The sequence below is a fragment of the Pseudoduganella sp. GW821-FHT11H04 genome (assembly GCF_058807935.1).
In genome coordinates this window covers 87369-109637 of the sequence record NZ_JBXARE010000007.1, presented here as the reverse complement: position 1 = coordinate 109637, position 22269 = coordinate 87369, and the positions used below count along the sequence as shown (strand labels likewise).

At 59.4% G+C, this 22269-nt stretch carries 23 protein-coding genes, 1 tRNA gene and 1 pseudogene; 15 read left to right on the top strand and 10 right to left on the bottom strand.

The annotated features are described in order from the left end of the window. Nucleotides 1-8: 8 nt before the first annotated feature. From blaOXA to AC1RTP_RS16990, 3 genes and pseudogenes are all read right to left on the bottom strand, one after another. On the bottom strand, nt 9-857 hold the full coding sequence (blaOXA, locus tag AC1RTP_RS17000; RefSeq protein WP_498609090.1) for a class D beta-lactamase: 849 nt from the start codon (nt 855-857) through the stop codon (nt 9-11). Between the two features lie 39 nt (nt 858-896). Beyond that, nucleotides 897-1754 (bottom strand): annotated as a pseudogene (locus AC1RTP_RS16995) (M56 family metallopeptidase); the annotation flags it as partial. 20 nt (nt 1755-1774) lie between these two features. Continuing rightward, complete coding sequence (locus AC1RTP_RS16990; protein ID WP_498608828.1) at nt 1775-2155, bottom strand: BlaI/MecI/CopY family transcriptional regulator; 381 nt, start codon at nt 2153-2155, stop codon at nt 1775-1777. 107 nt (nt 2156-2262) lie between these two features. Here AC1RTP_RS16990 and AC1RTP_RS16985 point away from each other — a divergent pair, with 107 nt between their 5' ends. Further along, nucleotides 2263-3210: a bifunctional helix-turn-helix transcriptional regulator/GNAT family N-acetyltransferase gene (locus tag AC1RTP_RS16985; RefSeq protein WP_498608826.1), complete on the top strand. Its 948-nt coding sequence runs from the start codon at nt 2263-2265 to the stop codon at nt 3208-3210. A 39-nt stretch (nt 3211-3249) separates the two neighbouring features. Continuing rightward, the gene (locus AC1RTP_RS16980; protein WP_498608824.1) at nt 3250-3882 is read left to right on the top strand and encodes a DUF6928 family protein; all 633 of its coding nucleotides are present in this window, start codon (nt 3250-3252) and stop codon (nt 3880-3882) included. On the opposite strand, the gene AC1RTP_RS16975 is transcribed toward AC1RTP_RS16980, so the two are convergent. From AC1RTP_RS16975 to AC1RTP_RS16965, 3 genes are read right to left on the bottom strand one after another with little or no spacing between them, the layout of a single operon-like run. Beyond that, on the bottom strand, nt 3879-4616 hold the full coding sequence (locus AC1RTP_RS16975) for a UDP-2,3-diacylglucosamine diphosphatase (RefSeq protein WP_498608822.1): 738 nt from the start codon (nt 4614-4616) through the stop codon (nt 3879-3881). The two genes, AC1RTP_RS16980 and AC1RTP_RS16975, sit on opposite strands and share 4 nt — an antisense overlap. 1 nt (nt 4617) lies before the next feature. Further along, nucleotides 4618-5109 carry a peptidylprolyl isomerase gene (locus tag AC1RTP_RS16970; RefSeq protein ID WP_498608820.1) on the bottom strand — a complete coding sequence of 164 codons (492 nt, stop codon included), beginning with the start codon at nt 5107-5109 and terminating at the stop codon, nt 4618-4620. 31 nt (nt 5110-5140) lie between these two features. Next, nucleotides 5141-5821 carry a peptidylprolyl isomerase gene (locus AC1RTP_RS16965; RefSeq protein ID WP_498608819.1) on the bottom strand — a complete coding sequence of 227 codons (681 nt, stop codon included), beginning with the start codon at nt 5819-5821 and terminating at the stop codon, nt 5141-5143. Nucleotides 5822-5978: 157 nt separating this feature from the next. On the opposite strand from AC1RTP_RS16965, the gene cysS reads away from it, so the two are divergent. From cysS to AC1RTP_RS16935, 6 genes are all read left to right on the top strand, one after another. Next, on the top strand, nt 5979-7376 hold the full coding sequence (gene cysS / locus AC1RTP_RS16960; RefSeq protein WP_498608817.1) for a cysteine--tRNA ligase: 1398 nt from the start codon (nt 5979-5981) through the stop codon (nt 7374-7376). Between the two features lie 71 nt (nt 7377-7447). Then, complete coding sequence (locus AC1RTP_RS16955; RefSeq protein WP_498608816.1) at nt 7448-8023, top strand: DNA-3-methyladenine glycosylase family protein; 576 nt, start codon at nt 7448-7450, stop codon at nt 8021-8023. A 66-nt stretch (nt 8024-8089) separates the two neighbouring features. After that, nucleotides 8090-9064, top strand: coding sequence for an acetyl-CoA carboxylase carboxyltransferase subunit alpha (locus AC1RTP_RS16950; protein ID WP_498608814.1), 975 nt, complete (start codon nt 8090-8092; stop codon nt 9062-9064). Between the two features lie 109 nt (nt 9065-9173). Beyond that, nucleotides 9174-10514 (top strand): tRNA lysidine(34) synthetase TilS, encoded by a 1341-nt coding sequence (gene tilS, locus AC1RTP_RS16945; protein ID WP_498608812.1) that lies wholly within the window; start codon nt 9174-9176, stop codon nt 10512-10514. A 136-nt stretch (nt 10515-10650) separates the two neighbouring features. Beyond that, complete coding sequence (locus tag AC1RTP_RS16940; protein WP_498608811.1) at nt 10651-11898, top strand: aspartate kinase; 1248 nt, start codon at nt 10651-10653, stop codon at nt 11896-11898. An 89-nt stretch (nt 11899-11987) separates the two neighbouring features. Further along, nucleotides 11988-12080, top strand: a tRNA-Ser gene (locus AC1RTP_RS16935). A 76-nt stretch (nt 12081-12156) separates the two neighbouring features. Here AC1RTP_RS16935 and AC1RTP_RS16930 read toward each other — a convergent pair. Then, on the bottom strand, nt 12157-12909 hold the full coding sequence (locus AC1RTP_RS16930; protein WP_498608809.1) for a hypothetical protein: 753 nt from the start codon (nt 12907-12909) through the stop codon (nt 12157-12159). A 51-nt stretch (nt 12910-12960) separates the two neighbouring features. Here AC1RTP_RS16930 and AC1RTP_RS16925 point away from each other — a divergent pair, with 51 nt between their 5' ends. From AC1RTP_RS16925 to AC1RTP_RS16905, 5 genes are all read left to right on the top strand, one after another. Next, the gene (locus AC1RTP_RS16925; protein WP_498608808.1) at nt 12961-13569 is read left to right on the top strand and encodes a TetR/AcrR family transcriptional regulator; all 609 of its coding nucleotides are present in this window, start codon (nt 12961-12963) and stop codon (nt 13567-13569) included. A gap of 84 nt (nt 13570-13653) precedes the next feature. Continuing rightward, complete coding sequence (locus AC1RTP_RS16920; protein WP_498608806.1) at nt 13654-14457, top strand: oxidoreductase; 804 nt, start codon at nt 13654-13656, stop codon at nt 14455-14457. Between the two features lie 11 nt (nt 14458-14468). Then, nucleotides 14469-15488 carry an NADP-dependent oxidoreductase gene (locus AC1RTP_RS16915; RefSeq protein WP_498608804.1) on the top strand — a complete coding sequence of 340 codons (1020 nt, stop codon included), beginning with the start codon at nt 14469-14471 and terminating at the stop codon, nt 15486-15488. A 193-nt stretch (nt 15489-15681) separates the two neighbouring features. After that, nucleotides 15682-16191: a DUF2059 domain-containing protein gene (locus tag AC1RTP_RS16910; protein ID WP_498608802.1), complete on the top strand. Its 510-nt coding sequence runs from the start codon at nt 15682-15684 to the stop codon at nt 16189-16191. Nucleotides 16192-16298: 107 nt separating this feature from the next. Further along, on the top strand, nt 16299-16658 hold the full coding sequence (locus tag AC1RTP_RS16905) for a hypothetical protein (RefSeq protein WP_498608801.1): 360 nt from the start codon (nt 16299-16301) through the stop codon (nt 16656-16658). An 81-nt stretch (nt 16659-16739) separates the two neighbouring features. Here the strand turns inward: AC1RTP_RS16905 and AC1RTP_RS16900 are convergent, their stop codons facing one another. Continuing rightward, entirely contained in the window at nt 16740-17579 is an 840-nt protein-coding gene (locus AC1RTP_RS16900) for a transposase (protein WP_498608799.1), read from the bottom strand. Between the two features lie 215 nt (nt 17580-17794). Between AC1RTP_RS16900 and AC1RTP_RS16895 the strand changes: the two genes are divergently transcribed. Beyond that, nucleotides 17795-18286 (top strand): hypothetical protein, encoded by a 492-nt coding sequence (locus tag AC1RTP_RS16895; protein ID WP_498608797.1) that lies wholly within the window; start codon nt 17795-17797, stop codon nt 18284-18286. Here the strand turns inward: AC1RTP_RS16895 and AC1RTP_RS16890 are convergent. Beyond that, nucleotides 18283-19212, bottom strand: a complete 930-nt coding sequence (locus AC1RTP_RS16890; protein WP_498608795.1) for a TIGR03571 family LLM class oxidoreductase — start codon at nt 19210-19212, stop codon at nt 18283-18285. The genes AC1RTP_RS16895 and AC1RTP_RS16890 overlap by 4 nt on opposite strands. A gap of 14 nt (nt 19213-19226) precedes the next feature. After that, entirely contained in the window at nt 19227-20396 is a 1170-nt protein-coding gene (locus AC1RTP_RS16885) for an MFS transporter (protein ID WP_498608794.1), read from the bottom strand. A gap of 196 nt (nt 20397-20592) precedes the next feature. On the opposite strand from AC1RTP_RS16885, the gene AC1RTP_RS16880 reads away from it, so the two are divergent. Continuing rightward, a complete protein-coding gene (locus AC1RTP_RS16880; RefSeq protein ID WP_498608793.1) occupies nt 20593-22260 on the top strand; it encodes a sodium:solute symporter family transporter in 1668 nt (555 codons plus the stop codon). The last annotated feature ends 9 nt before the right edge of the window (nt 22261-22269 follow it).

Here is a 22269-nt window from a genome sequence, read left to right as displayed (position 1 = left end):
GTCCTCGGTTAGAGTTTTGCGAGCTGCGCGGGGAGGTCGCGCAGAAAGGCTTCCTTGAGGCGCGGACCTGCTGCGCCTTCAATTAGTCGCTCGTCCTGCGCCAGTCGGGCGAACACGATGGTGCGGTCGCCGTTGCTGGCCCAGCCTACGAACCAGCCGTAAGAGCGGGAGTAGTCGTCCTTGCCGTCCGGGCCAACTGGTGCGCCGGTACCAGTCTTGCCGAAGACTTTCCAGCCGTTCGGCAGGTCTTTTATTTTCAGCAGATTCGCGGTTTGCTCGTGAGCGTATTTTGACACTGGCAGCTCTTGCCGCACCAGCTTGCGCAGGAAGTCGGCCTGCTCGTCGGCCGAGATCTGCATCGAGGATCCGACCCAGGACCATGTCAGCCCGTTTTCCTTGCTCTTGTCGCCGCTGGTGTCGTGGTTGCCGTATCCGAAGCCCTGCACGTAGCGTTCGAATTGCTCGCGGCCGATGTGTTGCGTGACCTGCTGGGCGTACCAGACGGCTGAATAGCTGATCCACTGGCTTGGGTCCATGTCGCGGCGCCACGCCTTGTTCCATGCCTTGTACTCGGCGCGGTAAGGCAGCACAGGGGCGTGCTGGTCCCTCAGGAAGCCACTGTCGAAGCCCATCAGGCTGACGGCGATGTTGAAGGTCGAGACGGGCGTAATGCGTGCGGCGCAATCGCCTTCGCGGATCAGCGCCTTGCCGGTGGCGGCATCGACGAATTCGGTACAGTTCAATGCGGCCTTTGATTGGGCGGATGGCGAGACGCTCCACGCCAGCGCGGGCTGCAGCGCGAAATTTCCGACCGCAATGGCCGCCAGCGCGGCGACGGTTGCAGCGCGCGCCCACATGGCGCGGCGCACGTCGCCAGGTGTACGGATCAGGGATACGCGCTCGGTCAGCGTGTTCGGATCGATGCTGCCGAAAGCCAGCGCGCCTTGTGGTGCAAGGTGTTGCAGCTTGAGTTGCGCGATGAGGGCTGCGGCGTAGGCCTTGCGCTGCGATGCGGGGCGGCCGCGCAGGACGTCGCGGTCGCAGCCAAGTTCCTGCGCCCAGCTCAGATTCGCGCGCAGCAGGCGCATGAAGGGGTTGAACCACAACAGCGTTTGCAGCAGCATGCCGGCGGCCATCCATTGCAGGTCGTGGCGGCGCAGGTGGGTCAGCTCGTGTTCGACGATCATTTCTCGCTGCAGCTTGTCGAAGCCGCCCAGGTGGCGCGGCAGCAGCAGGCGAGGGCGGAACAGGCCAAGCAGCATCGGGGAGATCGGCGCGTCGACTTCGATGACGGCGGCAGGCCCGCCGCGTGCCGAATCGCCCGCCGCGCCGGTTTGCGCCAGTCGGTTCAGCATGCGCTGCGCGCGCCAAACGCTGGCGACCGACCATGCAAGGCCTGCCAGGTACACGCATAGCCACAATTGGGCGCCATGCAGCTGCCATTCGCGAGTGCTGCGTAAATTGTCTGCCTTGCGGGCTTCATCGGCCGTGGTGATGGGTAGTGCAGGCGCCTTGGGCGGCGCGATGTAATGCGTAACGGTCTCGGTTGCAGCTTCAAGCGGTGGAATCAGGCGCACACGCTCGCTGTGCGGCAGCAGCATCAGCGTGAACGTCGCCAGCACGGTGAGCTGGCCGAAGAGCCAAAGCGAGCGCTGTGCCGCCAGCGCAGGCAGGAAGCATCGCAACAGGGCGCTCAAGGCCCACACGCTAAAGCCAGCCGCACAACAGCCCAGGCTCGCGAGCAGGAAACGCATCAACAACAGATCGAAGTCGTTCATTTTGCTTCGTCCTCATCGGGCCAATCGGACAGCATCTGTTCCAGCTGCGCGAGCTCGCTGGCATCGACCAGCTTACTGCCAGCGAACATATTTACCGGCAGCGGCGTATCGAGTTCCATGATGCGGGTGCCGAAATCGTGCGCGTAAGCGGCCAGGGTTTCAACTTTGTCGAGCAGCGCCTCATACACCTGCACGCCGTGACGCACGTGCTGCGCCACCATCTGCTTTTCCATCATCCGCTCGACGGTCTTGCGTGTCGAAGAAAACGACCACGCCAGTTCCTCCTCCACCGCCTCATGGATTTCGCGCGCGCTTAAAGGCGACAGGCGCCAGAGTGCTTTCAATACGCAGAGTTCAGGAGTCGATGGAATGGTCATGGCGGAAAACGGTCTTGTGACGAATGGTGAGAGTATGTGACAAATGTCGCAAAAGAGTCAAGCTTTAGATTGTCGACTCAGTCAGCAAATGATCCTAGACTGGACGCATGAATACTCCATTCCTGAATGACCGCATCGCCGCGGTTCGCTCGTTCAATCGCTTCTTCACGCGCCAGATTGGCGTGCTGCGCGAAGGCTTGCTGCATAGCGCTTTTACGTTGACCGAGACGCGCGTGCTTTACGAACTGGCCCATCATGGAGAGCAAGCCTCGAGCGCTTTGTGCCGGGATCTTGGGCTCGACCGCGGCTACCTTAGCCGCATCGTCTCCAAATTCGAGCAGGACGGGCTGTTAAGGAAGGTGCCGTCCGCCACCGACGGCCGATCCAAAAGCCTGCAACTGACAGAGCACGGGCGCGAAGTGTACGAACCGCTCGACCGTTCTTCGCGCGAAGAGGTGGGTGAAATGCTCTCGCGTCTTGGTGAAGCGGACCAACTGCGCTTGCTCGACGCGATGGCGACGATTCGTGAGCTGATAGGCAAACAGGCCGGGATGAAGTTTGCGCAGCCCTTCGTTTTGCGAACGCACGGAAAAGGCGACATGGCGTGGATTACGCGCCGCCACGGCGATTTCTATTGCGGACAATTGGGCTGGGATCGAAGCTTCGAGGAATTGGTTGCGCAAATTTGCGCCGATTTCGAGCGTGACTTCGACCCCGCGATGGAGCGATGCTGGATCGCCGAGATTGGCGGCGAACGCGTTGGTTCGATCGCAGTCGCGAAAAGTGGAGAAGATGGCGTCGCCAAGCTCCGCCTCTTGTTGGTGGAAAACGGAGCGCGAGGCTACGGCCTTGGCTCCAGCCTGGTCGAGGAATGCCATCGCTTCGCCCGTGCGGCGGGCTACCGCAAGATGCAGCTGTGGACCACGAATCTGCAAACCGAAGCGCGCAAGATCTACCAGGGCAAAGGCTACGCCCTGGTGGCCACCGAGCCAGTCCACGCATTTGGCAAAGACATGGTCAATGAGACGTGGACGCTTGATTTAATTGCGCCTTGAAGTGCTAACATCATGTCTTTATGGCAACGATGAATCGATATGGGTGCAAAGACCTGTTTGTTGATGTATGCGGAAGGCGATCCTGCTGAAATCCTGCGTTCGGGGCCGAAGCTGGATCGTGAGGCGAGTGCGGCGTTATTGAAGCGGCTCTTCCCGGCCAGGCAATTTGAGGCGGGGGAGGACGAGAGCTTGACGGTCTACCCGCGTGGGAGGAAAGTGTTGGTCGGTGTTTTTCCTGGGCTGACGATCATTGCGGCTGGCGAGCTTGCGATGGATTATCCAACACGGACCAACAAGCGCTTTCTGGATCTGGCGCAGGGACGCACCATCTATATTCACTTGATGCACAGCGTTGTCGACTGGTTTGCCTACGCAGTCTGGAAGGATGGGCAGTGGCTGCGCTCACTGAGCGTGTCGCCTGATGGCGTGCTTGAGGATATTGGTGAGAGGCGCGCGTTTGAGGCGCCATTCTGGGCCGGCGAGCATCCTGCGGGTGAGCCGGAGGACGAATATCCGCTGCCATTCCATCCGCTGGAAATGGGAGACGCTGGATTGGATGAATTATTCGGCTACCAGATCGAAGGCTACATTGACGGGGAAATGCTGAACCCGGATTCAATCCCACTCATGGCCTTCACGCCCGTGAAGAAGCCATGGTGGAAGCTCTTTTAGAGCATCGTGCCGTCAAGCGCGTGGCGGACGATTGCGCCGTCTTCGCCGATGGAGATCCAGCCGCCGCGTGCGGGCGTGGATTCCGGCTCCCAGTCCGGCAGCACGTAGCGGCGGGTGCCGGCTACTTCATGCAGGGCAGGGCGATGTGTGTGGCCGTGGATCATGATCGACGTGCCGGTTTGCGTGAACACTTCGGCAATCGCCTCTGGCGTCACATCCATGATTTCGTAGGACTTCTCGGCGTGGCCGGCCTTGCTCTGCTCGCGCATGCCCGCAGCGATTTGCTTGCGCTGCTCCAGCGGCAGGGACAGGAGTTGCTGCTGCCACGCAGGATTGCGCGCTTGCGCGCGGAAGGCCATGTATTTGACATCGTTCGTACATTGGGCATCGCCATGCAGCAGCACGATGCGCTGGCCGTAGGCGTCGATCACCCAGGTTTCCGGCAGCAGGGTCAGGCCCGCTGCGGCGGCGAATTGTTCGCCGACCAGGAAATCGCGGTTGCCCGCGATCCAGAACAACTGCACGCCCGCGTCGCTTACGCGGCGCAGGGCGGACAGGATCTGCTGGTTGAAGGGTTCCGACATGGCGTCGTCGCCCAACCAATATTCAAAGATATCGCCCAGCAGGTAGAGCTGCTTTGCACCCAGCGCATATTCGTCGAGGAAGCGCAGGAACGCTTCCGTCAGCACCGGCCGCGCCGGTTGCAAATGCAGGTCTGATACGAAGAGGATCAATTTAGGCCGCTACGATCTTTTCGATGATGACGTCTTCCGCAGGCACGTCGGAGAACATGCCGGAACGGGTGGTTTTCACGCCCTTGATCGCGTCAACGACTTCGGTGCCCTGGGTGACTTTGCCGAATACGGCGTAGCCCCAGCCGTCCTGGCCTGGGTAGTCCAGGAAGGAGTTGTTCTTCACGTTGATGAAGAACTGGGCCGATGCGGAGTGAGGAGCGGAGGTACGTGCCATGGCCAGGGTGTATGGCTCGTTTTTCAGGCCGTTCTTGGCTTCGTTTTCCACGGTCTGCTCGGCTGGTTTCTGCTTCATGCCTGGCTCAAAACCGCCGCCCTGGATCATGAAACCATCGATCACGCGGTGGAAGATGGTGTTGTCGTAGTGGCCAGCGGTCACGTAGTGCAGGAAGTTCTCGACGGTCTTAGGCGCCTTCTCTGCGTCCAGCTCGGCAACGATGGTGCCTTTGTTGGTGGTGATGGTGATGGTGGTCATCTTGTTGTCCTTTTGTGTTTCTAAAAAAGCGTTATTTTACAGGTTCCGGCTGCTGGGCAGGGGCGGGCTCCTGTACCGGGGCTGGTTGGGCGGCTGGCGCAGGTTCCACCACTGGGGCCGGGGCGACAGGTTCGGGCACGATGATTCGTTTCTTCAGTACCGTGGCCGATTTGATCACAACCGGGTGAACTGGGACGTTCTGGAAGCCTGGCTTGTCGTCCACCAGCAGCGCCTTGATCTTGTCGACGGTTTCCTTGCCCTGGATGACCTTACCGAAAACGGTGTAGCCATGGCCCTTGGCATTCGGGAAATCGAGGCCGTTATTGTCTACCACGTTGATAAACCATTGCGACTGGGCGGAATCCGGATTGTCCATACGCGCCATGGAGAGGGAGTAGGCCACGTTGGACAGGCCGTTCTTTTCCTCGCTCTTGATGGTCGGGCGCAGGCCCTGCTTGGATTTCAGGTCGACCGTATAGCCGCCGCCCTGCACCATGAAGCCATTGATCACGCGGTGAAAAATCGTGTCCTTATAAAAATCGCTCTTTACATAGGCCAGGAAGTTGGCGGTGGAAATCGGCGCTTTTTCCTGATTCAGTTCTACGATGATCTCGCCCAGGTTGGTCTTGATCGATACTTGAGGGTTCTCGGCGGCTGCCGCGGCTCCGGCGATCAGCAGGCCGGCGAGCAGGGCGATCCATTTCTTCTGCATTCTGGTTTCCTTTTTTTCAGTGCTATACTTCGGCAGACGTTCCATTCTAACAAAATAGAACTATAACAAAGGGTAGACAATTCCCCTGTAACTATGTCGAGCTTCCGGTGCGACACCCCAGGTGTTTCGCGCCCGTGGCCCGTTTACTTCTAGTCCGATGAGCAATTTAAAGATTTACAACACGCTGGCGCGCGAAAAGCAGTCGTTCAAACCAATTGAGGCGGGTAAGGTCCGGATGTATGTCTGTGGCATGACCGTATACGACTACTGCCACGTGGGCCACGGCCGCATGCTGATGGCGTTCGACGTCATCTATCGCTGGCTGAAGGCATCGGGCTACGACGTGCGCTACGCGCGCAATATTACGGACATCGACGACAAGATCATCAAGCGCGCGGTCGAGAACAAGGAAACGATTGGCGAGCTGACAGGCCGCTTCATCAAATATATGGATGAAGACTGCGAGGCGCTGGGCATCCAGAATCCGACCGACGTGCCGAAAGCGACCCAGTACGTGCCGCAAATGCTGGGCATTATTGAGAAGCTGGAAGCCAAGGACCTGGCATACAAGGCCGCCGACGGCGACGTTAACTACGCTGTGCGCCAGTTCGAAGGCTACGGCAAGCTGTCGGGCAAGTCGCTGGACGACCTGCGCGCCGGCGAGCGTGTGGACGTGAACACCGGCAAGCGTGATCCGCTGGACTTCGTCCTGTGGAAGTCGGCCAAGGAATCCGAACCGGAAGAAGTGAAGTGGGATTCCAAGTGGGGCAAGGGCCGCCCGGGCTGGCACATCGAATGCTCCGCCATGTCCTGCGCGCTGCTGGGCGAAACCTTCGACATCCACGGCGGCGGCGCGGACCTGCAATTCCCGCACCACGAAAACGAGATTGCGCAGTCTGAAGGCGCTTCCGGCAAGACACTGGCCAACTACTGGGTGCACAACGGCTTTGTGCGCGTGGACGGCGAGAAGATGTCCAAATCGCTGGGCAATTTCTTCACCATCCGTGAAGTGCTGAAAATGTTCGACGCCGAAGTGGTGCGCTTCTTCATCCTGCGCGCCCACTACCGCAGCCCGCTGAATTACTCGGACGTGCACCTGGACGACGCGCGCGGCGCGCTGAACCGCCTGTACACCGCGCTGGACGGCGTGGAAGGCGACGGCCAGCCGCTGGACTGGAACGAAGACAACGCCAAGCGCTTCGCTGAAGCGATGGACGACGACTTCAACACCCCGATCGCGGTGTCGGTCCTGTTCGACCTGGCCTCGGAAGTTAACAAGACCAAGTCGCCAGTCGCCGTGCGCCAGCTGAAAGGCCTGGCCGCAGTTCTTGGCCTGCTGGAACGCAGCCCGGAGGAATACCGCAAAGCCGCTCCGCAAGGCGCTGCAGGCGAGGGCATGGACGAAGCGGCAATCGAAACCGCCATCGCCACCCGTGCAGCAGCCAAGAAATCGCGCGATTTCGCCACCGCCGACAAGGTCCGCGCCGACCTGCTGACAGCGGGCATCGTCCTCGAAGACAAGCCTGACGGCACCACGAACTGGCGCCGCGCGTAATGGTTCTATCCAGGGAAAACGGGGAAGTGGCCCCGGTGCCGCCGTATTGGGACGAAGCCAAGGCAGAGCTCATGAAGCGCGACCGCATCATGAACCGCCTGATTCCCCAATTCGGCGACCTGCACCTGGTCGGCCATGACGACCCGTTCATCACCCTGGCGCGCGCCATCGTCAACCAGCAAGTCACGACCCAGGTCGCCAATTCGGCATGGACCAAGCTGCTGGAGACCTGTCCCAAATTCACCCCGGCCGCCGTGCAAAAAGCCGGCGCGGCCGCGTTGGCGGGCTGCGGCCTGTCCAAACGCAAGGCCGAATACATCCTGGATTTGGCCGACCACTTCAAAAATAAGAAAGTCCACGCTTCTCAATGGGAGCAGATGGACGACGAAGCAGTCATTTCTGAACTGGTTCAGATTCGCGGCATTACACGCTGGACAGCAGAGATGTTTTTGATATTTAATCTGCTCCGACCCAACGTGCTGCCGCTCGACGACAGCCGGCTGATCAGTGGAATCAGCCAGAATTATTTTTCCGGCGAACCTGTGTCGCGCAGCGATGCGCGCGAGGTTTCGGCCAACTGGGAACCCTTCCGGACGGTCGCCACCTGGTATTTATGGCGTAGCCTGGATCCGGTTCCGGTAAAATAGCGCAAATTCTCCCCGGCAACCGTTATGTAATGTTGTCGGAGAAGCAAAGAAAACCTTGGAGGTACAATGATTAAAACGACTTTCCTCAATTTTGAGCAACCGATCGCGGAACTGGATTCCAAGATTGAAGAGCTGCGTTTCGTACAAGACGATTCGGCCGTCGACATTTCCGAAGAAATCGACCGCCTGGCCAAGAAGAGCCAACAGCTGACCAAAGATATTTACGCCAAGCTGACCCCTTGGCAGGTTTCCCAGATCGCCCGCCACCCACAACGTCCATACACCATGGACTACGTGAACGAAATCTTCACCGACTTCCACGAACTGCACGGCGACCGCACTTATGCGGACGACCAGTCCATCGTTGGCGGTTTCGCCCGTTTCAATGGCCAGCCATGCATGATCATTGGCCACCAGAAGGGCCGCGACACCAAAGAACGCGCCATGCGCAACTTCGGCATGCCGAAGCCGGAAGGCTATCGCAAGGCCATGCGCCTGATGAAGCTGGCCGAGAAATTCAACCTGCCTATCTTCACCTTCGTTGACACCCCGGGCGCATTCCCAGGCATCGACGCGGAAGAGCGCGGCCAGTCGGAAGCGATCGGCCACAACCTGTACGTGATGGCGGAACTGAAAGTGCCGCTGATCGCCACCATCATCGGCGAAGGCGGCTCCGGCGGCGCGCTGGCGATTGCCGTGGGCGATTCCGTGCTGATGCTGCAGTACGCGACATACTCGGTGATTTCGCCGGAAGGCTGTGCCTCGATCCTGTGGAAGACTTCCGAGCGCGCATCCGATGCGGCTGAAGCACTGGGTCTGACCGCGCACCGCCTGAAGGCGATTGGCCTGGTCGACAAGATCATCAACGAACCACTGGGCGGCGCACACCGCGATCCTAAGGAAATGGCCAAGATGCTGAAGCGCGCACTGGCGGATTCCCTGCGCCAGTTCCAAGGCGTAAAGACCAAGGACCTGCTGGCAGCCCGTCACGAAAAGCTGATGAGCTACGGTAAGTTCAAAGAGACCACTGCTTCCGAATAAAACCGGTACCCCGGTGCCTGACCCGCAGGGTCAGGCACCCCCCTCACGCGGCTGCCGCAGACTAGGGTCTGACCCTGTGGGTCGGACCCTGGTTTACCGGTTTCAGATCATGCGCGCCCAAGAAATCCTCCAGCACTCGCTTTCCCAGCTCCCCCAAGGCCCCATCGCCATCGCCTACAGCGGAGGCCTGGACAGCACCGCCTTGCTGCACCTCGCCGCCGAAACAGGCCGCAAACTCTACGCCTTCCACATCCACCACGGCCTAAGCCCCAACGCCGACGCCTGGGAAGCCCACTGCCGCGGTGAATGCGAACGCTTGGGCATCACCTTCGCCTCCCGTCGCGTCACGCTTGACGACCGCAGCGAAGCCACCGCCCGCAAAGCCCGCTACGCCGCCCTCGGCGCCTTATGCGTCGAGCACAACGTACACCTGCTCCTGACTGCCCACCACCTCGACGACCAGGCCGAAACTATCCTGCTGCAACTGCTGCGCGGCTCCGGCGTTGCCGGCCTGTCCGGCATGGACGCCTCGAACCGCGCCGCCGGCCTGCTCGGCACCGCCGACGTGCTGCTCGCCCGCCCGCTGCTGCAAGCAAGCCGCGCGCAGCTGGAAGAATATGTTAGCGAGCACGCCCTCAGCCACATCGAAGACGAATCGAACGTAGACCTGCGCTACGCCCGTAACGCCCTGCGCCACGAGATCATGCCCAAGCTGGCGCAAGCCTATCCCGGCTACCAGGAACGCTTCGCCCGCAGCGCGCGTCACGCGCAATCCGCACAGCGCCTGCTGACCGAGCAAGCCGCCGAAGACCTGAACGCCTGCCTGACCGGCGGCGAGGGCGCCGACGCAGCCGCAAGCCTGAACATGGCCTGCGTACGCACGCTCAGCGCCGACCGCATCTCCAACCTGCTGCGCCATTGGTTCGCCGAGCGCGGCATCCGCCTGCCATCGTCCAACTGGCTGGCCGAAATGCAGGAACAAGCACTGACCGCGCGCGACGACGCCAACCTCAAAGTCACCCACCCCGACTGCGACGTGCGCCGCCACCGCGACCGTCTCTTCCTCGTGCCGCGCAAGCCCGAGGCCGACGCAGAGCAGCAAACGAGCTTCCGCTGGAACGGGGAGGGCAGTATCGACTTCCCGGAATTGGGCGGCACGCTGCATTTCGAACTCGCTCCGCTAGGCCTCGACCCCGACTGGCTGCGCCAGCAATTGCTCACCATCGAGATGCGCAAAGGCGGCGGCAAGCTTAAGCCAGCCCGCAACCGGCCCACACGCACGCTCAAACAGCACTATCAGAGCCTGGGCATCCCTGCCTGGGAGCGCGAGCACCTGCCCATGGTATCCATCCCCGGCCATATCCTTTATGCGGCCGGTGTCGGCATGGATTGCCATAAACTGAGCACGAGTGCAGAGCATCGTTTGGTGTTTCGCTGGGAAACCAAATAATTTTTGCTAACACTTGTATATACGTATGAACTTATGCCAATTAGGTATGAGGGTATGAACTTTTTGACTTGAGATTTTGCATCGCAGCATGTAGAGTAAAGGGCTCCCTTTATCACATCAATGCGGAAAAATCAGCATGGCTTTAATCGTTCACAAGTACGGCGGCACGTCGATGGGCTCGACGGAACGCATCAAGAACGTCGCGCGTCGCGTCGCCAAATGGCACGATGCGGGACACCAGGTGGTTGTGGTTCCGTCGGCAATGTCCGGCGAAACCAACCGCCTGATTGCCCTGGCCAAGGAAATCCAGAACCCGCCAGACCCACGTGAACTCGACATGCTTGCCTCCACCGGCGAGCAAGTGTCCGTGGCTCTGTTGTCGATGGCGCTGCAAGCGATCGGCAAGGACGCCATTTCCTACACCGGCTGGCAAGTAGCGATTAAAACCGACTCCGCCTTCACCAAAGCCCGCATCCAGTCGATCGACGACGATCGCGTGCGCGAAGACCTGGAGAAGGGCCGCATTGTGATCATTACCGGCTTCCAGGGCGTGGACGAGAATGACAATATCGCCACCCTGGGCCGCGGCGGTTCCGACACCTCGGCCGTGGCGATCGCCGCCGCGCTGAAGGCGGCCGAATGCCTGATTTACACCGACGTGGACGGCGTCTATACCACCGACCCGCGCGTGGTGTCCGAAGCCCGCCGCCTGAAAGCGATTACGTTTGAAGAGATGCTGGAACTGGCTTCGCTGGGCTCCAAAGTCCTGCAAACCCGCTCGGTGGAATTCGCCGGCAACTACCGCGTACCGACCCGCGTGCTGTCCTCGCTGACCGATCCGCTGATGGATCTGGCCGAAGAAGCCAATTCGGGCACCCTGATTTCGTTTGAGGAAGACCAAAACATGGAACAAGCAGTCATCTCCGGCATCGCCTTCAACCGCGACGAAGCCAAAATCACCGTGCTGGGCGTGCCAGACCGCCCAGGCATCGCTTACCACATCCTGGGCCCAGTGGCTGAAGCCAATGTCGAAGTCGACATGATCATCCAGAACCAGGCTGTCGACGGCAAGACCGACTTCACCTTCACCGTGTCGCGCAACGACTACCAGAAGGCGCTGGACGTGCTGCACAACGAAAAGGGCGAGATCGGCCACCACACCCTGGTGGGCGACGCCAAAGTGTCCAAGATCTCCGTCGTTGGCGTGGGCATGCGCTCGCACGTGGGCGTGGCATCGAAGATGTTCGAAACGCTGGCCAATGAAGGCATCAACATCATGATGATCTCCACCTCCGAGATCAAGATTTCCGTCCTGATCGACGAGAAATACATGGAGCTGGCCGTGCGTGCGCTGCACAAAGCATTCGAACTGGAAAAAGAGTAAATATTTCCTAAAAAAACTGCTGGATTGCCTTGACCAAGGTAGGATCGGTCATTAATATAGCGGTCGCGTTGACGCAGTAATATCAACGAGGAGACGTGGCCGAGTGGCCGAAGGCACTTCCCTGCTAAGGAAGCATACGGGCAAAACCTGTATCGTGGGTTCGAATCCCACCGTCTCCGCCAGATTCAAGCAAAAAGCCCCGACTAGTTCGGGGCTTTTTGTTTTCGCCTGCGTGCGGAGGAGCCGGGGTACAGGAACTTATTTACCCAGCAAGCGAAGGGATTCGTCCCAGTCACTTTCCCATTCGTAAAGAAAGTCGTGCGATTTGAATGCGCGCTTTAACGGGCCGAGCGGAACACGGTAGACGTCGTGCAGGCCCAGCGCCAGGGTGACGGGATTCCACACTGCGTTGCGCTTCGACTTCCGGGCGCTTGCTTTGACGCGGGCGCCGTCGTCGCCGAAAATGCCCACTGCCGCATCCAGCTCGCGCGCCAGATCCAGTCGCACGAAACCGGAAAACGCAGCCAGGACTTCGGTCTTGCCAATCCCGAATGGCGATTCGCTTACGCCCGCGACTGGGACCGTTTGTTGCGCTGGGCGCGCCTCGTGTTTAAGCTTTCCTGCCAGCCGCTCGAGGTCCTTTTTTGGGAAGCGTAATTCGTCGAGCGAGCGACGAAATCCCGGCGCAGGCAGTCGTGCCGGCAGTTTGTAGGCATCTTTCGTGAACGTGATCAGGACATCGTCACTGCCGGCCACCAGCCGGGCAATATCGTCCTGGAAGAAGATCGGCGCCGCATAACCGCCATTGGCATCGCCGAACAGCTCGGGATATGCCGCATCGTAGTCCAGCCAGACGACCGGGGTCAGCCCGTTTTCGAGTAAGCGGGCCAGGGTCCATGCGGAGCCGGTCTGTTGTGCCAACCAGGCGCAAGCTTCATTGGTGGTGGCCCGGAAAGGCAGGTCGATATCGCTCATTTCGCTGTTCTGTAGTTTCTGCTGCAAGCCGATCATTATATCTGCGGCGCCTGTCCAGTCTCTGTGCACATCTCGGTAAACTGGTATATGATGGTCATCATGTCGAAGAAAATCACCAGGCAACAGTTGCCAAGCCGGAAAGAAGAAACCCACGAGCGCATCGTGGAAGTGGCGGCGCGCGCGATTCGCCGCACCGGCTACAGCGGTACCGGCGTAGCGGACATCATGAAAGAGGCGGGCCTGACGCACGGCGGCTTCTATGCACACTTCGATTCGCGCGATGCGCTGCTCGCTGAAGCAGGGGACCGCGCTGGCGCAGAATCGGTAGCGCTGGCGGCACGCGTGGCGGCTGCGGCTCCACCTGGGCAGGCCTTGCAGGCAATGATGCAGGCCTACTTGTCCCCGGAACATATAGCGGCCATTGAAACCGGTTGTCCGGTCTCGGCACTTGGCTCGGAAATGCCGCGGCAAGCGCCGGAGGTGCGGCGCGCGGCGACCATCCACATCAAGGAAATGATCGACTTGTTTGCACGTCAATTGCCGGATTGGGGCCAGCCCCAGGCGCATGAGCAGGCAATGGCACTGGTATGCGGTTTGATCGGCACAACGATGGTGGCGCGTGCTGTTGACGATCCCAAGTTGTCGCAGGCACTTTGTGCTGCAGCTCTAAAACAATTTTCACCGGCCGTCGAGTGAGGCGGGCGTCATGGGCGCGCTTTTTTTGCTTCGCAATATGATGAGTATCATATTGCATCTTCAAGTTGAAAGGAAACTGTCGTTATGAAAAAGATTGCATTGGTTACCGGCGCCTCGTCTGGCATTGGCGAAGCGACTGCAACCCGCCTGTCGGAGGCGGGATTCAAAGTGTATGGCACCAGTCGCCGTGGCGCCCGCGAAGGGAAGAGGACATTCGAGATGCTTCCCCTTGACGTAACCAGCGACGACTCGGTGCAAACCACAGTCGCAGCGGTGATCGCCATGGAAGGGCGCATTGATTTGCTCGTCAACAATGCGGGTTTCGGCGTCGCTCCAGCGGGTGCCGAAGAAAGCTCGATCGAGCAGGCGCGGGCGATTTTCGACACGAACTTCTTTGGCGTGGTCCGCATGACGCGCGCCGTGCTGCCGCATATGCGGTCCAGGGGGCAGGGCCGCATCATTCATATCGGTTCCGTGCTGGGCTTCCTCCCGATGCCGTATGGCGCGTTGTATGCGGCCAGCAAGCATGCCATCGAGGGTTACTCGGAATCGCTGGACCACGAATTGCGCAACTGGGGTATCCGTTCAATCGTGATCGAACCGGCGTACACCAAGACACCATTTGATGCCAACCTGCTTGAGCCCGACGCCAAGCTGGATGCTTACGGTGAAGTGCGGGACACCGTGGCCCGCCGGGTGCAGGAAGCGATGGCCCGCGCCGAAGGGCCGTCGGTGGTTGCGGACACCGTTTTGAAAGCCGCGCTGGCAAGCAAGCCAAAGCTGCGCTATACCGCTGGAGGCCTGGCAAAGCGCCTGCGCCTGTTGCGCTCGTTCGCGCCAGCCGGCCTGGTGGACGCCGGCTTGCGCAAAGATCTAAGCCTTGTTTAGGAAAGACTCCAATGAAAGCACTAATTTTAAAGCGCTACGGCGGCGCAAAGAATGTCGAGTTCGCTGACCTTCCCCGACCCACGATTAAACCGGATGAGATCCTGGTCCAGGTGTACGCGGCCGGACTTAATCCCATCGATAACATGATTCCCATCGGGAGCTTCAAACCCATTATCAAACTTCAACTGCCAGCGACCATGGGTAGCGACCTCGCCGGCGTTGTCGTTGAAGTTGGGAGCCGGGTCACCCGGTTTAAAGTCGGTGACGCGGTATTTGCCAGCACCTTTGACCTTGGCGTCGGTACGCTCGCCGAATATGCCGCAGTGCCGGAACACGCGGCGGCGCTGAAACCGGAGAACCTGGACTTTGTGCAGGCCGCCTCAATTCCAATGGTGGGTCTGACCTCGTGGCAGGCGTTCGTCGAACGAACCCAACTGCAGCCAGGCCAGAAGGTCTTTATTCCGGCAGGTGCTGGTGGTATCGGCACCTTTGCCATCCAGTTGGCGAAACTACTGGGAGCCAAGGTCGCAACGACGACCAGCACCGCGAATGTCGAATTTGTGCGTAAGCTCGGCGCGGACGAAGTGATCGACTATAAAAAGCAGCAATTTGAAGAGCAACTGCGCGACTTCGATGTCGTGCTTGGCACATTGCGCGGCGGCGAACTGGAAAAGTCGCTGCAGGTCGTCAAGCCTGGCAGCAAGATCGTTTCGTTGATCGGGCCTCCGGATGCGGCATTCGCACGGCAGCGCGGAATGAACTTCCTGATGAAGTTTGTGTTCGGCCTGCTGAGCGGGAAAATCATTCGAAAGGCGAGGCAGCGTGCGGCCAGTTATTCTTTTCTGTTCGTCCATCCGGATGGACAGCAATTGGCGAAGATCGGTGCACACCTTGCTGCATCGCGCCTGCACCCGGTAGTTGATCAGGTCTTTCCTTTTGCCCAGGCAAAGGACGGGCTCGCGTACCTTGAGCAAGGCAGAGCGAAAGGTAAAGTGGTTGTGCAACTGGTGAAGCCACTCTTAGAGGGTTAGCCTACTTGGGGCCTGCAAAGCCGTTTCCTGGTCAAGGCATTGCGGACTGCATATGGCCAGAAGGCTTAGTTATAATGCCGCCCCATGCGTTAAAGTTTTGGGGTTGGCCTGTTTGGCCGGCACGTGAAATCAAAGGGTTAGCAACCGTGTTCGAATCCCACCGTCTCCGCCCGATTCAAACAAAGGAATTGATATGAAGACTGTATCCGCAATTTTGCTGGCCGCCGCATTGGCAGGCAGCGCACAAGCCGCTAATCCAAACCCTGATGCCAGCCAGGTGAAGGCCACCCACGACCTGCTGGCGGCCATGCAGGCTGAAAAGATGATGCGTATGACCGCCGGCATGAGCCGCTACGCCACTCCGGCCGAACGCGATCGGGTAATGGACAAAGTCGTGGCGACGCCAGCGGAAACCATTTACAACGGCCTCGCCACACCGGTTGCCCGTCTCCTGAGCCCCGAAACCGTGGCCGAAATGACGCAGTTTTACCAATCCAGCTATGGCAAGAAGGTGTTGAACAATATCTACAACAGCGGCGCCCAGCTTTATCCAAGCGTGCCGAAAGCAACACCGGCCGAACAGGCCGCGATGAAGAAGCCCGCTTATATTAAGGCTGACCGCGAATTCAAAGCCAACGAGCAGGCCATCCACCACGAAACCTTCGTGCTGCTGCAGCAGATCATCAACCCGAAGAAGAAATAGAACGGCCCTTGCTGGCGCGCCCGCGCAATGCGACAATCAGCCGGCGCGAAAGGCTGGCTGCCGGCCGTTCGCCGCAGCGGCTCTTTTTAACCATTCGTGAGATTCACATGGCAGTTTCCAAATCCCGTCTCGACGCGTCCCGTTTCTTCCTGCGCCTTGCCATTGGCGGCCTGGCGATCCTGTTAGGCTTTCAAGCAATGCGGCATTCCGGCTTCCCATCGACCATTCACGCTGCCGGTTATTGGGGCATGCATCTGCTCGAAATGCTGTGCGGTGCGCTCATCATGGTCGGCTTCCTGATGCCATTCGCCAGCGTGGTACTGACCTTGATCATCGGTTTTCCGATCGTGATGGGCTGGATGCACGGCGCCTCCGTCCTGGGCGACCTGCATGCCTTGTTCCTGCTGCTGGTGGTGTCGGCCACGGCGCTGGGTGGCGCAGGGCAGTGGGCGCTGGGCCGGGAATAAATAAAAGTCGGTGCCAAAGTCGGTGCCAGGTCTGTCATTTGGACACGCAGCGCGCACCTTTGATTTTCCTCAACACGAGACTTAAATTTGTTTGAAGTGGGCTATGGCTCTGCTGACCGTCTTCACTGATACCCCAGCAAACTCGGCAATTTCAGGCATCGAATATCCTAAGGAAAAATAGGCGCGAGCCATTGCTTCCTTAGGGTTTCGATATTCGGCAAAGTAGTCCTTCAGCGGACGAGCGACAGCGCGCCGCTGCGCCCTTTTGATTTCAAAAGGATTCCCATCAATCTTCTGCCCGATAACACTCGCTTGAAATTGCGCATCGCCCAAAATAAGGTGATTCGAGACGGCCGCAAGTGGACTGGTACTTCCAATCCCTGCCAAAACGAATTCGCGATAAGCATCCCTGGCCAGAATGCGATTGCTTCCAAATTGTGCGAGTACTGCATCCGTGTGAAGCCAGGCAGGAGAGTCGATCAAGCCCATCTTGGCGGCATAGCTACTCCACGGCCAATCGAGAGGGTGCGCTACGATTTTGGCGCGTACGGGGTTTAGCTCGATGTATCGCGAAAGCTCATGCTGATACAACTCAGTTTGGCAAAGGATAGCTTTATAGCGCCCTTGGAAAACGTGTCCGACTAATCCATGTGCACGATTGAAATAACGCGCGTATTTGCCATTGAGATGGCACATGCCACGGGCAAGTTCGCCGTTTGCGGTTTCGAGCAAAATGTGAAAGTGATTCGTCATCAGGCAGTACGCCCGAACCGAGAAATTGAATCGCTTGCAGGTTTCTCCGAGGAGCGCAAGCCAAGCCAGGCGGTCATTGTCTGAGCGATAAATTTCATCTCGCCGATCACCGCGGACAGTGATGTGAAAGAGCGAGTTGTCCAATTCGATTCGCAGAGGTCGGTTCATGCACCGAGTATATTCAGGATGAACTCGGTCATCATTACGATGACTCAATCAAGGATGCAATGCTTGAAATTTTGGGATTTGATTTGATAAATCTCAAAGGTGCGAGCTGGCTGTCCAAATGACAGACCTGGCACCGGTTCTAACTTCTGGCTCTTGCCGTAGAAAAATAACTGTATATAATCACAGTATTTCAGCAAACTAACACTGGAGCCGCAATGATCGAAGAATTCATGGAAGAAGAAGTGCTGGTGCAGGAAGACCGCCTCTGGCAGGGCAACGGTTGGACGGCGCGCGTCATCAAGAATGACGACGACGAAGGCTGGGCTGTTGCGATGATCAAGGATGGCGAGGCGGAACCTGCGCTGGTTGGCCCCTGGACCATGGGGCGCGACAAAAAGAATCCGAAACCGCTGGATGTGAATGCTTTCAATACCCTGGTGAAGACTGCCAGCGAGGTGATTCGCCGCCATGAGCAGCAATTGCATGCGCAATTGCACAAGAGCGTGCGCGTGCATACGATCGGTGCGGCCTACGTTACCGTGAACCTGGACATTACGGCGGATGAGGATGATCCGTTTGCGACCTTGACAGCTTTCGATCCATTCGGGGAAGAGCAGGCGCAGGTGCGTGTTGCGCCGAACTTCAAGCTGAGTGTCGCTAGCGCGACAGCTTGGATGGAGTCGGGATATCGCAAGCCTTCGGCCTAATCTAGTCCGTGGAATATCGGTAGCACGTGTTCGGCGATATCATGGAATGTCTTGTCGAGCGGGCGGCGGTTGCGGCGGAAGTGCAGGCCGACGTGGTCGACGCCTGCTGCGCGCAGCGCTTGCAGTTCGGCGATCAAGGCGTTGCGGCCGCCGCGGAAGCCGAAGCGCCAGCGTTGTAGCGGTTCATCGGGGCGTTCCGACAAGTCCAGATGGATGAAAGTGGCGTAAAGCTTGGCGCCGGCCACAGCGCGCCAGGCTGCGACGCGGCGGACATGGTCTTCGGGTGTACCGGGGTATGCGAGGGTTCCGTCCATATTGGCGCCGACCCAGGCCGGGCTTTGTTGCGCGAGGCCTGCTACCAGGAGCGGTAATCCAGCGTCCATGCGTGGCAGGACATCCAGACCTGGAGGCAGGTTTGATTGCGCGCCATTGCGCAGCATCGCTACCTGCTCGCGGAAGTTATTGCCGCGGCCTTCGAAGTCGCGGCCAAATAGCGGGTACTCTACGGGCCGGTCGCCGCTCGCAACGCCCAGCAGCAGGCGGTTGCCGCTCAGGCGCTGCAGCGTGGCCGCGGATTTCAGCGTTAGCAGTGGCTCGCGGATCGGCTGCACTACAGCGGCCGTGCCGAGCAGGATGTCTTTGGTGATGCCTGCCAGGTAGCCCAGGTAAGAAAAGACTTCGAACACCTGCGCTGCATCGCCGAAGGACGGATCGTACATCGGCACATCGCGCACCCACAGCGCGCGGAAACCAAGGCGGTCGGCCAATTGCGCCAGTTCGGCGTGGCGTTGCAGGTCTGGTTCGCCGGGCAGGCGGCGGGCCTGTTGGCGCGCTTGCTCGCCGGCGTGGGTCCAGTCGTTATCCAGCGGGGCTTCAATGCCGATGCTGAAGCCGCCGCTGGTGAGTCGGGACAAAGCAGTGCTCATCGCAGGCTCCGGATTCAAACAGCAGCGGAAGCAGAGGCTTCGCGACGGCCTGAGTTGCCAAGCCAGACCAGCACCAGACCGCCGGCAGCCAGCGCTGCACCAACCACTGGAACTGCGCCGTAGCCGAAGCCCTGGCTGATTACCACGCCGCCCAGCGCTGCGCCGACCGCGTTACCGAGATTGAACGCACCCACGTTGACGGAGGAGGCCAGGCCAGGCGCTTGCGATGCCGCTTGCATTACACGCATCTGCACCGGCGGCACCATGCCGAAAGCTGCCGCACCCCATACCACGAGACCAATCGCTGCGCCAATCTGGGTGCTCATCACCAGCGGCAGTACGGCCATGGTGACGGCAAGCACCGCGAGAATCAGCTTGGTCGCGCCATCCAGCGACCAGTCGGCCAGGCGGCCACCGAGGCTGTTACCGATGGTGAAGCCAATGCCGATCAACACCAGCGCCAGGGCGACGAAGCCGGGGCTGGCGTGGGTGATTTCGGCCAGCATTGGTGCGACGTAGGTATAGAGCGCAAACATGGCGCCGGAACCCATCACGGTGGTGCCCATCGCCAGCAGCACTTCAGGGCGGGTCAGCACTTTCAATTCCTTGCGGACGTTTGGCGGCGTGCCGGCTTCGCCCTTTGGCAGGGCAAACCACAGCGCGGCGATGGTTAACAGGCCAAGCATGGCGGTGCCGCCGAAGGCGATGCGCCAGCCCACTTGCTGTCCGATCCAGGTGGCGGCGGGCACACCGCCGATATTCGCGACCGTCAGGCCCATGAACATGGCTGCGATGGCGCTGGCCTGTTTTTCTTTTGGCACGACGCTGGCGGCAACTACGGCGCCAATACCGAAGAAGGCTCCGTGATTCAGGCTGGTGATCAGGCGCGATAGCAGCAGGGTGGTGTAGCTCGGTGCGAATGCCGACAGCAGATTACCGATGGTGAAGATGAGCATCAGGGACATCAGGGCTGCGCGCTTGCCGAAGCGGCTGAACAGCAAGGTCATGACCGGGGCGCCGGCCATGACCCCGACCGCATAGGCGGAAACGAGCATGCCCGCAGTGGGAATGCTGACGTTCACGCCATCGGCGATCACGGGCAGCAGGCCCATCGGGGTGAATTCGGTGGTGCCGATGGCAAAAGCGCCGGTGGCAAGGGCTAACAGGGCTCTGGACGATTTCATTGGAACTTCTCCTTTTCAATGAATCGCAGTGTAGCTAGGCAATATTTGCGGATAAAGCCCTGTATCGTTCAAACTCTTTTGATTTCAAATCAATAATCGTGAGATATTCCATAAAATCATAGCTCGACGATGATTCCTCATAACTAAGGAATAGCGAATTCGTTAAGCTAAGGGTATTAAAAAATAAGAGACACCAATGAAAATCACCTCACTCGACTCAATAGTTTTCCTGATTTACTTTGCGGTCGTTGCCGCCTACGGCATCTGGGTCTACCGCCGCAAGAATCACAGTTCCGGTTCGGCTTCGCGCGACTACTTCCTTGCTGAGGGGTCGCTGACGTGGTGGGCAATCGGCGCCTCGCTGATCGCCTCCAATATCTCGGCCGAACAGTTCATCGGCATGAGCGGCTCCGGCTTCAAGATCGGCATGGCGATTGCGGTATATGAGCTGATGGCGGCGGCCACGCTGATCATCGTGGCCATCTACTTCATGCCGGTCTACCTGAAGAACCGCATCTACACCATGCCGCAGTTCCTTGAGCAGCGCTACGGCAAGGGCGTGGCGACGACCATGGCGCTGTTCTGGCTTGGCCTGTACATTGTGGTCAACCTGACGTCCATCCTCTACCTCGGCGCGATCGCCATCAGCAGCATCTCTGGACTGAGCGTAGGCGCCTGCATGCTGTTCCTGGCGGTGTTCGCCACGGTGATTACGCTGGGCGGCATGAAGGTGATCGGCTACACCGACGTGATCCAAGTGGTCTGCCTGGTGATCGGCGGCCTTGTGACAACCTGGATTGCGCTGGACCTGGTGGCCAACCTGGGCGGCGGTAAAGGCGCGCTGCATGGCATGTCCGAACTGTTCACCCGTGCACGCGGCCACTTCGACATGGTGCTGACGCGTGACCATCCAAGTTATATGGACCTGCCGGGCCTGAGCATCCTGCTCGGTGGTATCTGGATCGCGAACCTGAACTACTGGGGCTGCAACCAGTACATCACCCAGCGCGCACTGGGCGCGGACCTGCCGACCGCGCGTAAAGGCCTGCTGTTCGCGGCCTTCCTGAAATTGCTGATGCCGGTGATCGTGGTGCTGCCTGGTATCGCGGCCTTCGCACTGGACCAGGCGGGTGCGCTGGGCGGTGCACTGCGCGTTGGCGGCGAACTGAATCCTGACCGCGCCTATCCGACCCTGCTGGCATTGCTGCCGGATGGCTTGCGCGGCGTGGCCTTCGCTGCGCTGACCGCTGCGGTGGTGGCTTCGCTGGCCGGCAAGGCAAACAGTATCGCAACCATCTTCACGCTGGATATTTATCGCAAGAAGTTTGCGCCAGCCGCGAGCGAAGACCGTATGGTATGGGTGGGACGTCTTACCGTGGTGGCGGCAATGGCCATCGCCGTGGTGATCGCGCCGATGCTGGGTATCGACAAAAAGGGCGGCTTCGCTTACATCCAGGAGTACACCGGCTTTGTGTCGCCGGGCATCCTGGCCATGTTCCTGCTTGGTTTCTTCTGGAAGAAGGCGACCAATGCGGCGGCGATGTTTGCGACCGTGGGCGGCCTGGTGTTCTCCATCATCCTGAAATTCCTGCCGACGATGATGGACCTGTCCTTCCTGGTGCCGATTGGCTTTGCCGCTGATAACGGCAGTGGCGTCTACGAAATCCCGTTTATCGACCGCATGTTCCTGGTGTTCTGTGCTGTCGCTGCGGGTATGGTGCTGATTAGCCTTCTGGGCAAGCGTGATGGCGAAGCCAAGGCGATGATTGTTGACCGGGAGCTGTTCCGCGTTGACCGTGGATTTGCGATTGGTTCGCTGGTGGTGTGCGTGATACTGGCCGTTGTCTACGGCGTGCTCTGGTAAAAGGATTGA

Bases quoted from the DNA above. Each gene is read 5' to 3' on its own strand.
- cysS (WP_498608817.1), top strand. From the start codon at position 5,979: ATGAGCAATTTAAAGATTTACAACACGCTGGCGCGCGAAAAGCAGTCG.
- AC1RTP_RS16980 (WP_498608824.1), top strand. From the start codon at position 3,250: ATGGGTGCAAAGACCTGTTTGTTGATGTATGCGGAAGGCGATCCTGCT.
- AC1RTP_RS16955 (WP_498608816.1), top strand. From the start codon at position 7,448: ATGAAGCGCGACCGCATCATGAACCGCCTGATTCCCCAATTCGGCGAC.
- AC1RTP_RS16970 (WP_498608820.1), bottom strand. From the start codon at position 5,109: ATGACCACCATCACCATCACCACCAACAAAGGCACCATCGTTGCCGAG.
- AC1RTP_RS16890 (WP_498608795.1), bottom strand. From the start codon at position 19,212: ATGAGCACTGCTTTGTCCCGACTCACCAGCGGCGGCTTCAGCATCGGC.
- AC1RTP_RS16985 (WP_498608826.1), top strand. From the start codon at position 2,263: ATGAATACTCCATTCCTGAATGACCGCATCGCCGCGGTTCGCTCGTTC.
- AC1RTP_RS16905 (WP_498608801.1), top strand. From the start codon at position 16,299: ATGGCAGTTTCCAAATCCCGTCTCGACGCGTCCCGTTTCTTCCTGCGC.
- AC1RTP_RS16895 (WP_498608797.1), top strand. From the start codon at position 17,795: ATGATCGAAGAATTCATGGAAGAAGAAGTGCTGGTGCAGGAAGACCGC.
- AC1RTP_RS16965 (WP_498608819.1), bottom strand. From the start codon at position 5,821: ATGCAGAAGAAATGGATCGCCCTGCTCGCCGGCCTGCTGATCGCCGGA.
- AC1RTP_RS16920 (WP_498608806.1), top strand. From the start codon at position 13,654: ATGAAAAAGATTGCATTGGTTACCGGCGCCTCGTCTGGCATTGGCGAA.
- AC1RTP_RS16940 (WP_498608811.1), top strand. From the start codon at position 10,651: ATGGCTTTAATCGTTCACAAGTACGGCGGCACGTCGATGGGCTCGACG.
- AC1RTP_RS16900 (WP_498608799.1), bottom strand. From the start codon at position 17,579: ATGAACCGACCTCTGCGAATCGAATTGGACAACTCGCTCTTTCACATC.
- AC1RTP_RS16915 (WP_498608804.1), top strand. From the start codon at position 14,469: ATGAAAGCACTAATTTTAAAGCGCTACGGCGGCGCAAAGAATGTCGAG.
- blaOXA (WP_498609090.1), bottom strand. From the start codon at position 857: ATGTGGGCGCGCGCTGCAACCGTCGCCGCGCTGGCGGCCATTGCGGTC.
- AC1RTP_RS16925 (WP_498608808.1), top strand. From the start codon at position 12,961: ATGATGGTCATCATGTCGAAGAAAATCACCAGGCAACAGTTGCCAAGC.
- AC1RTP_RS16950 (WP_498608814.1), top strand. From the start codon at position 8,090: ATGATTAAAACGACTTTCCTCAATTTTGAGCAACCGATCGCGGAACTG.
- AC1RTP_RS16990 (WP_498608828.1), bottom strand. From the start codon at position 2,155: ATGACCATTCCATCGACTCCTGAACTCTGCGTATTGAAAGCACTCTGG.
- AC1RTP_RS16930 (WP_498608809.1), bottom strand. From the start codon at position 12,909: ATGATCGGCTTGCAGCAGAAACTACAGAACAGCGAAATGAGCGATATC.
- AC1RTP_RS16910 (WP_498608802.1), top strand. From the start codon at position 15,682: ATGAAGACTGTATCCGCAATTTTGCTGGCCGCCGCATTGGCAGGCAGC.
- AC1RTP_RS16885 (WP_498608794.1), bottom strand. From the start codon at position 20,396: ATGAAATCGTCCAGAGCCCTGTTAGCCCTTGCCACCGGCGCTTTTGCC.
- tilS (WP_498608812.1), top strand. From the start codon at position 9,174: ATGCGCGCCCAAGAAATCCTCCAGCACTCGCTTTCCCAGCTCCCCCAA.
- AC1RTP_RS16880 (WP_498608793.1), top strand. From the start codon at position 20,593: ATGAAAATCACCTCACTCGACTCAATAGTTTTCCTGATTTACTTTGCG.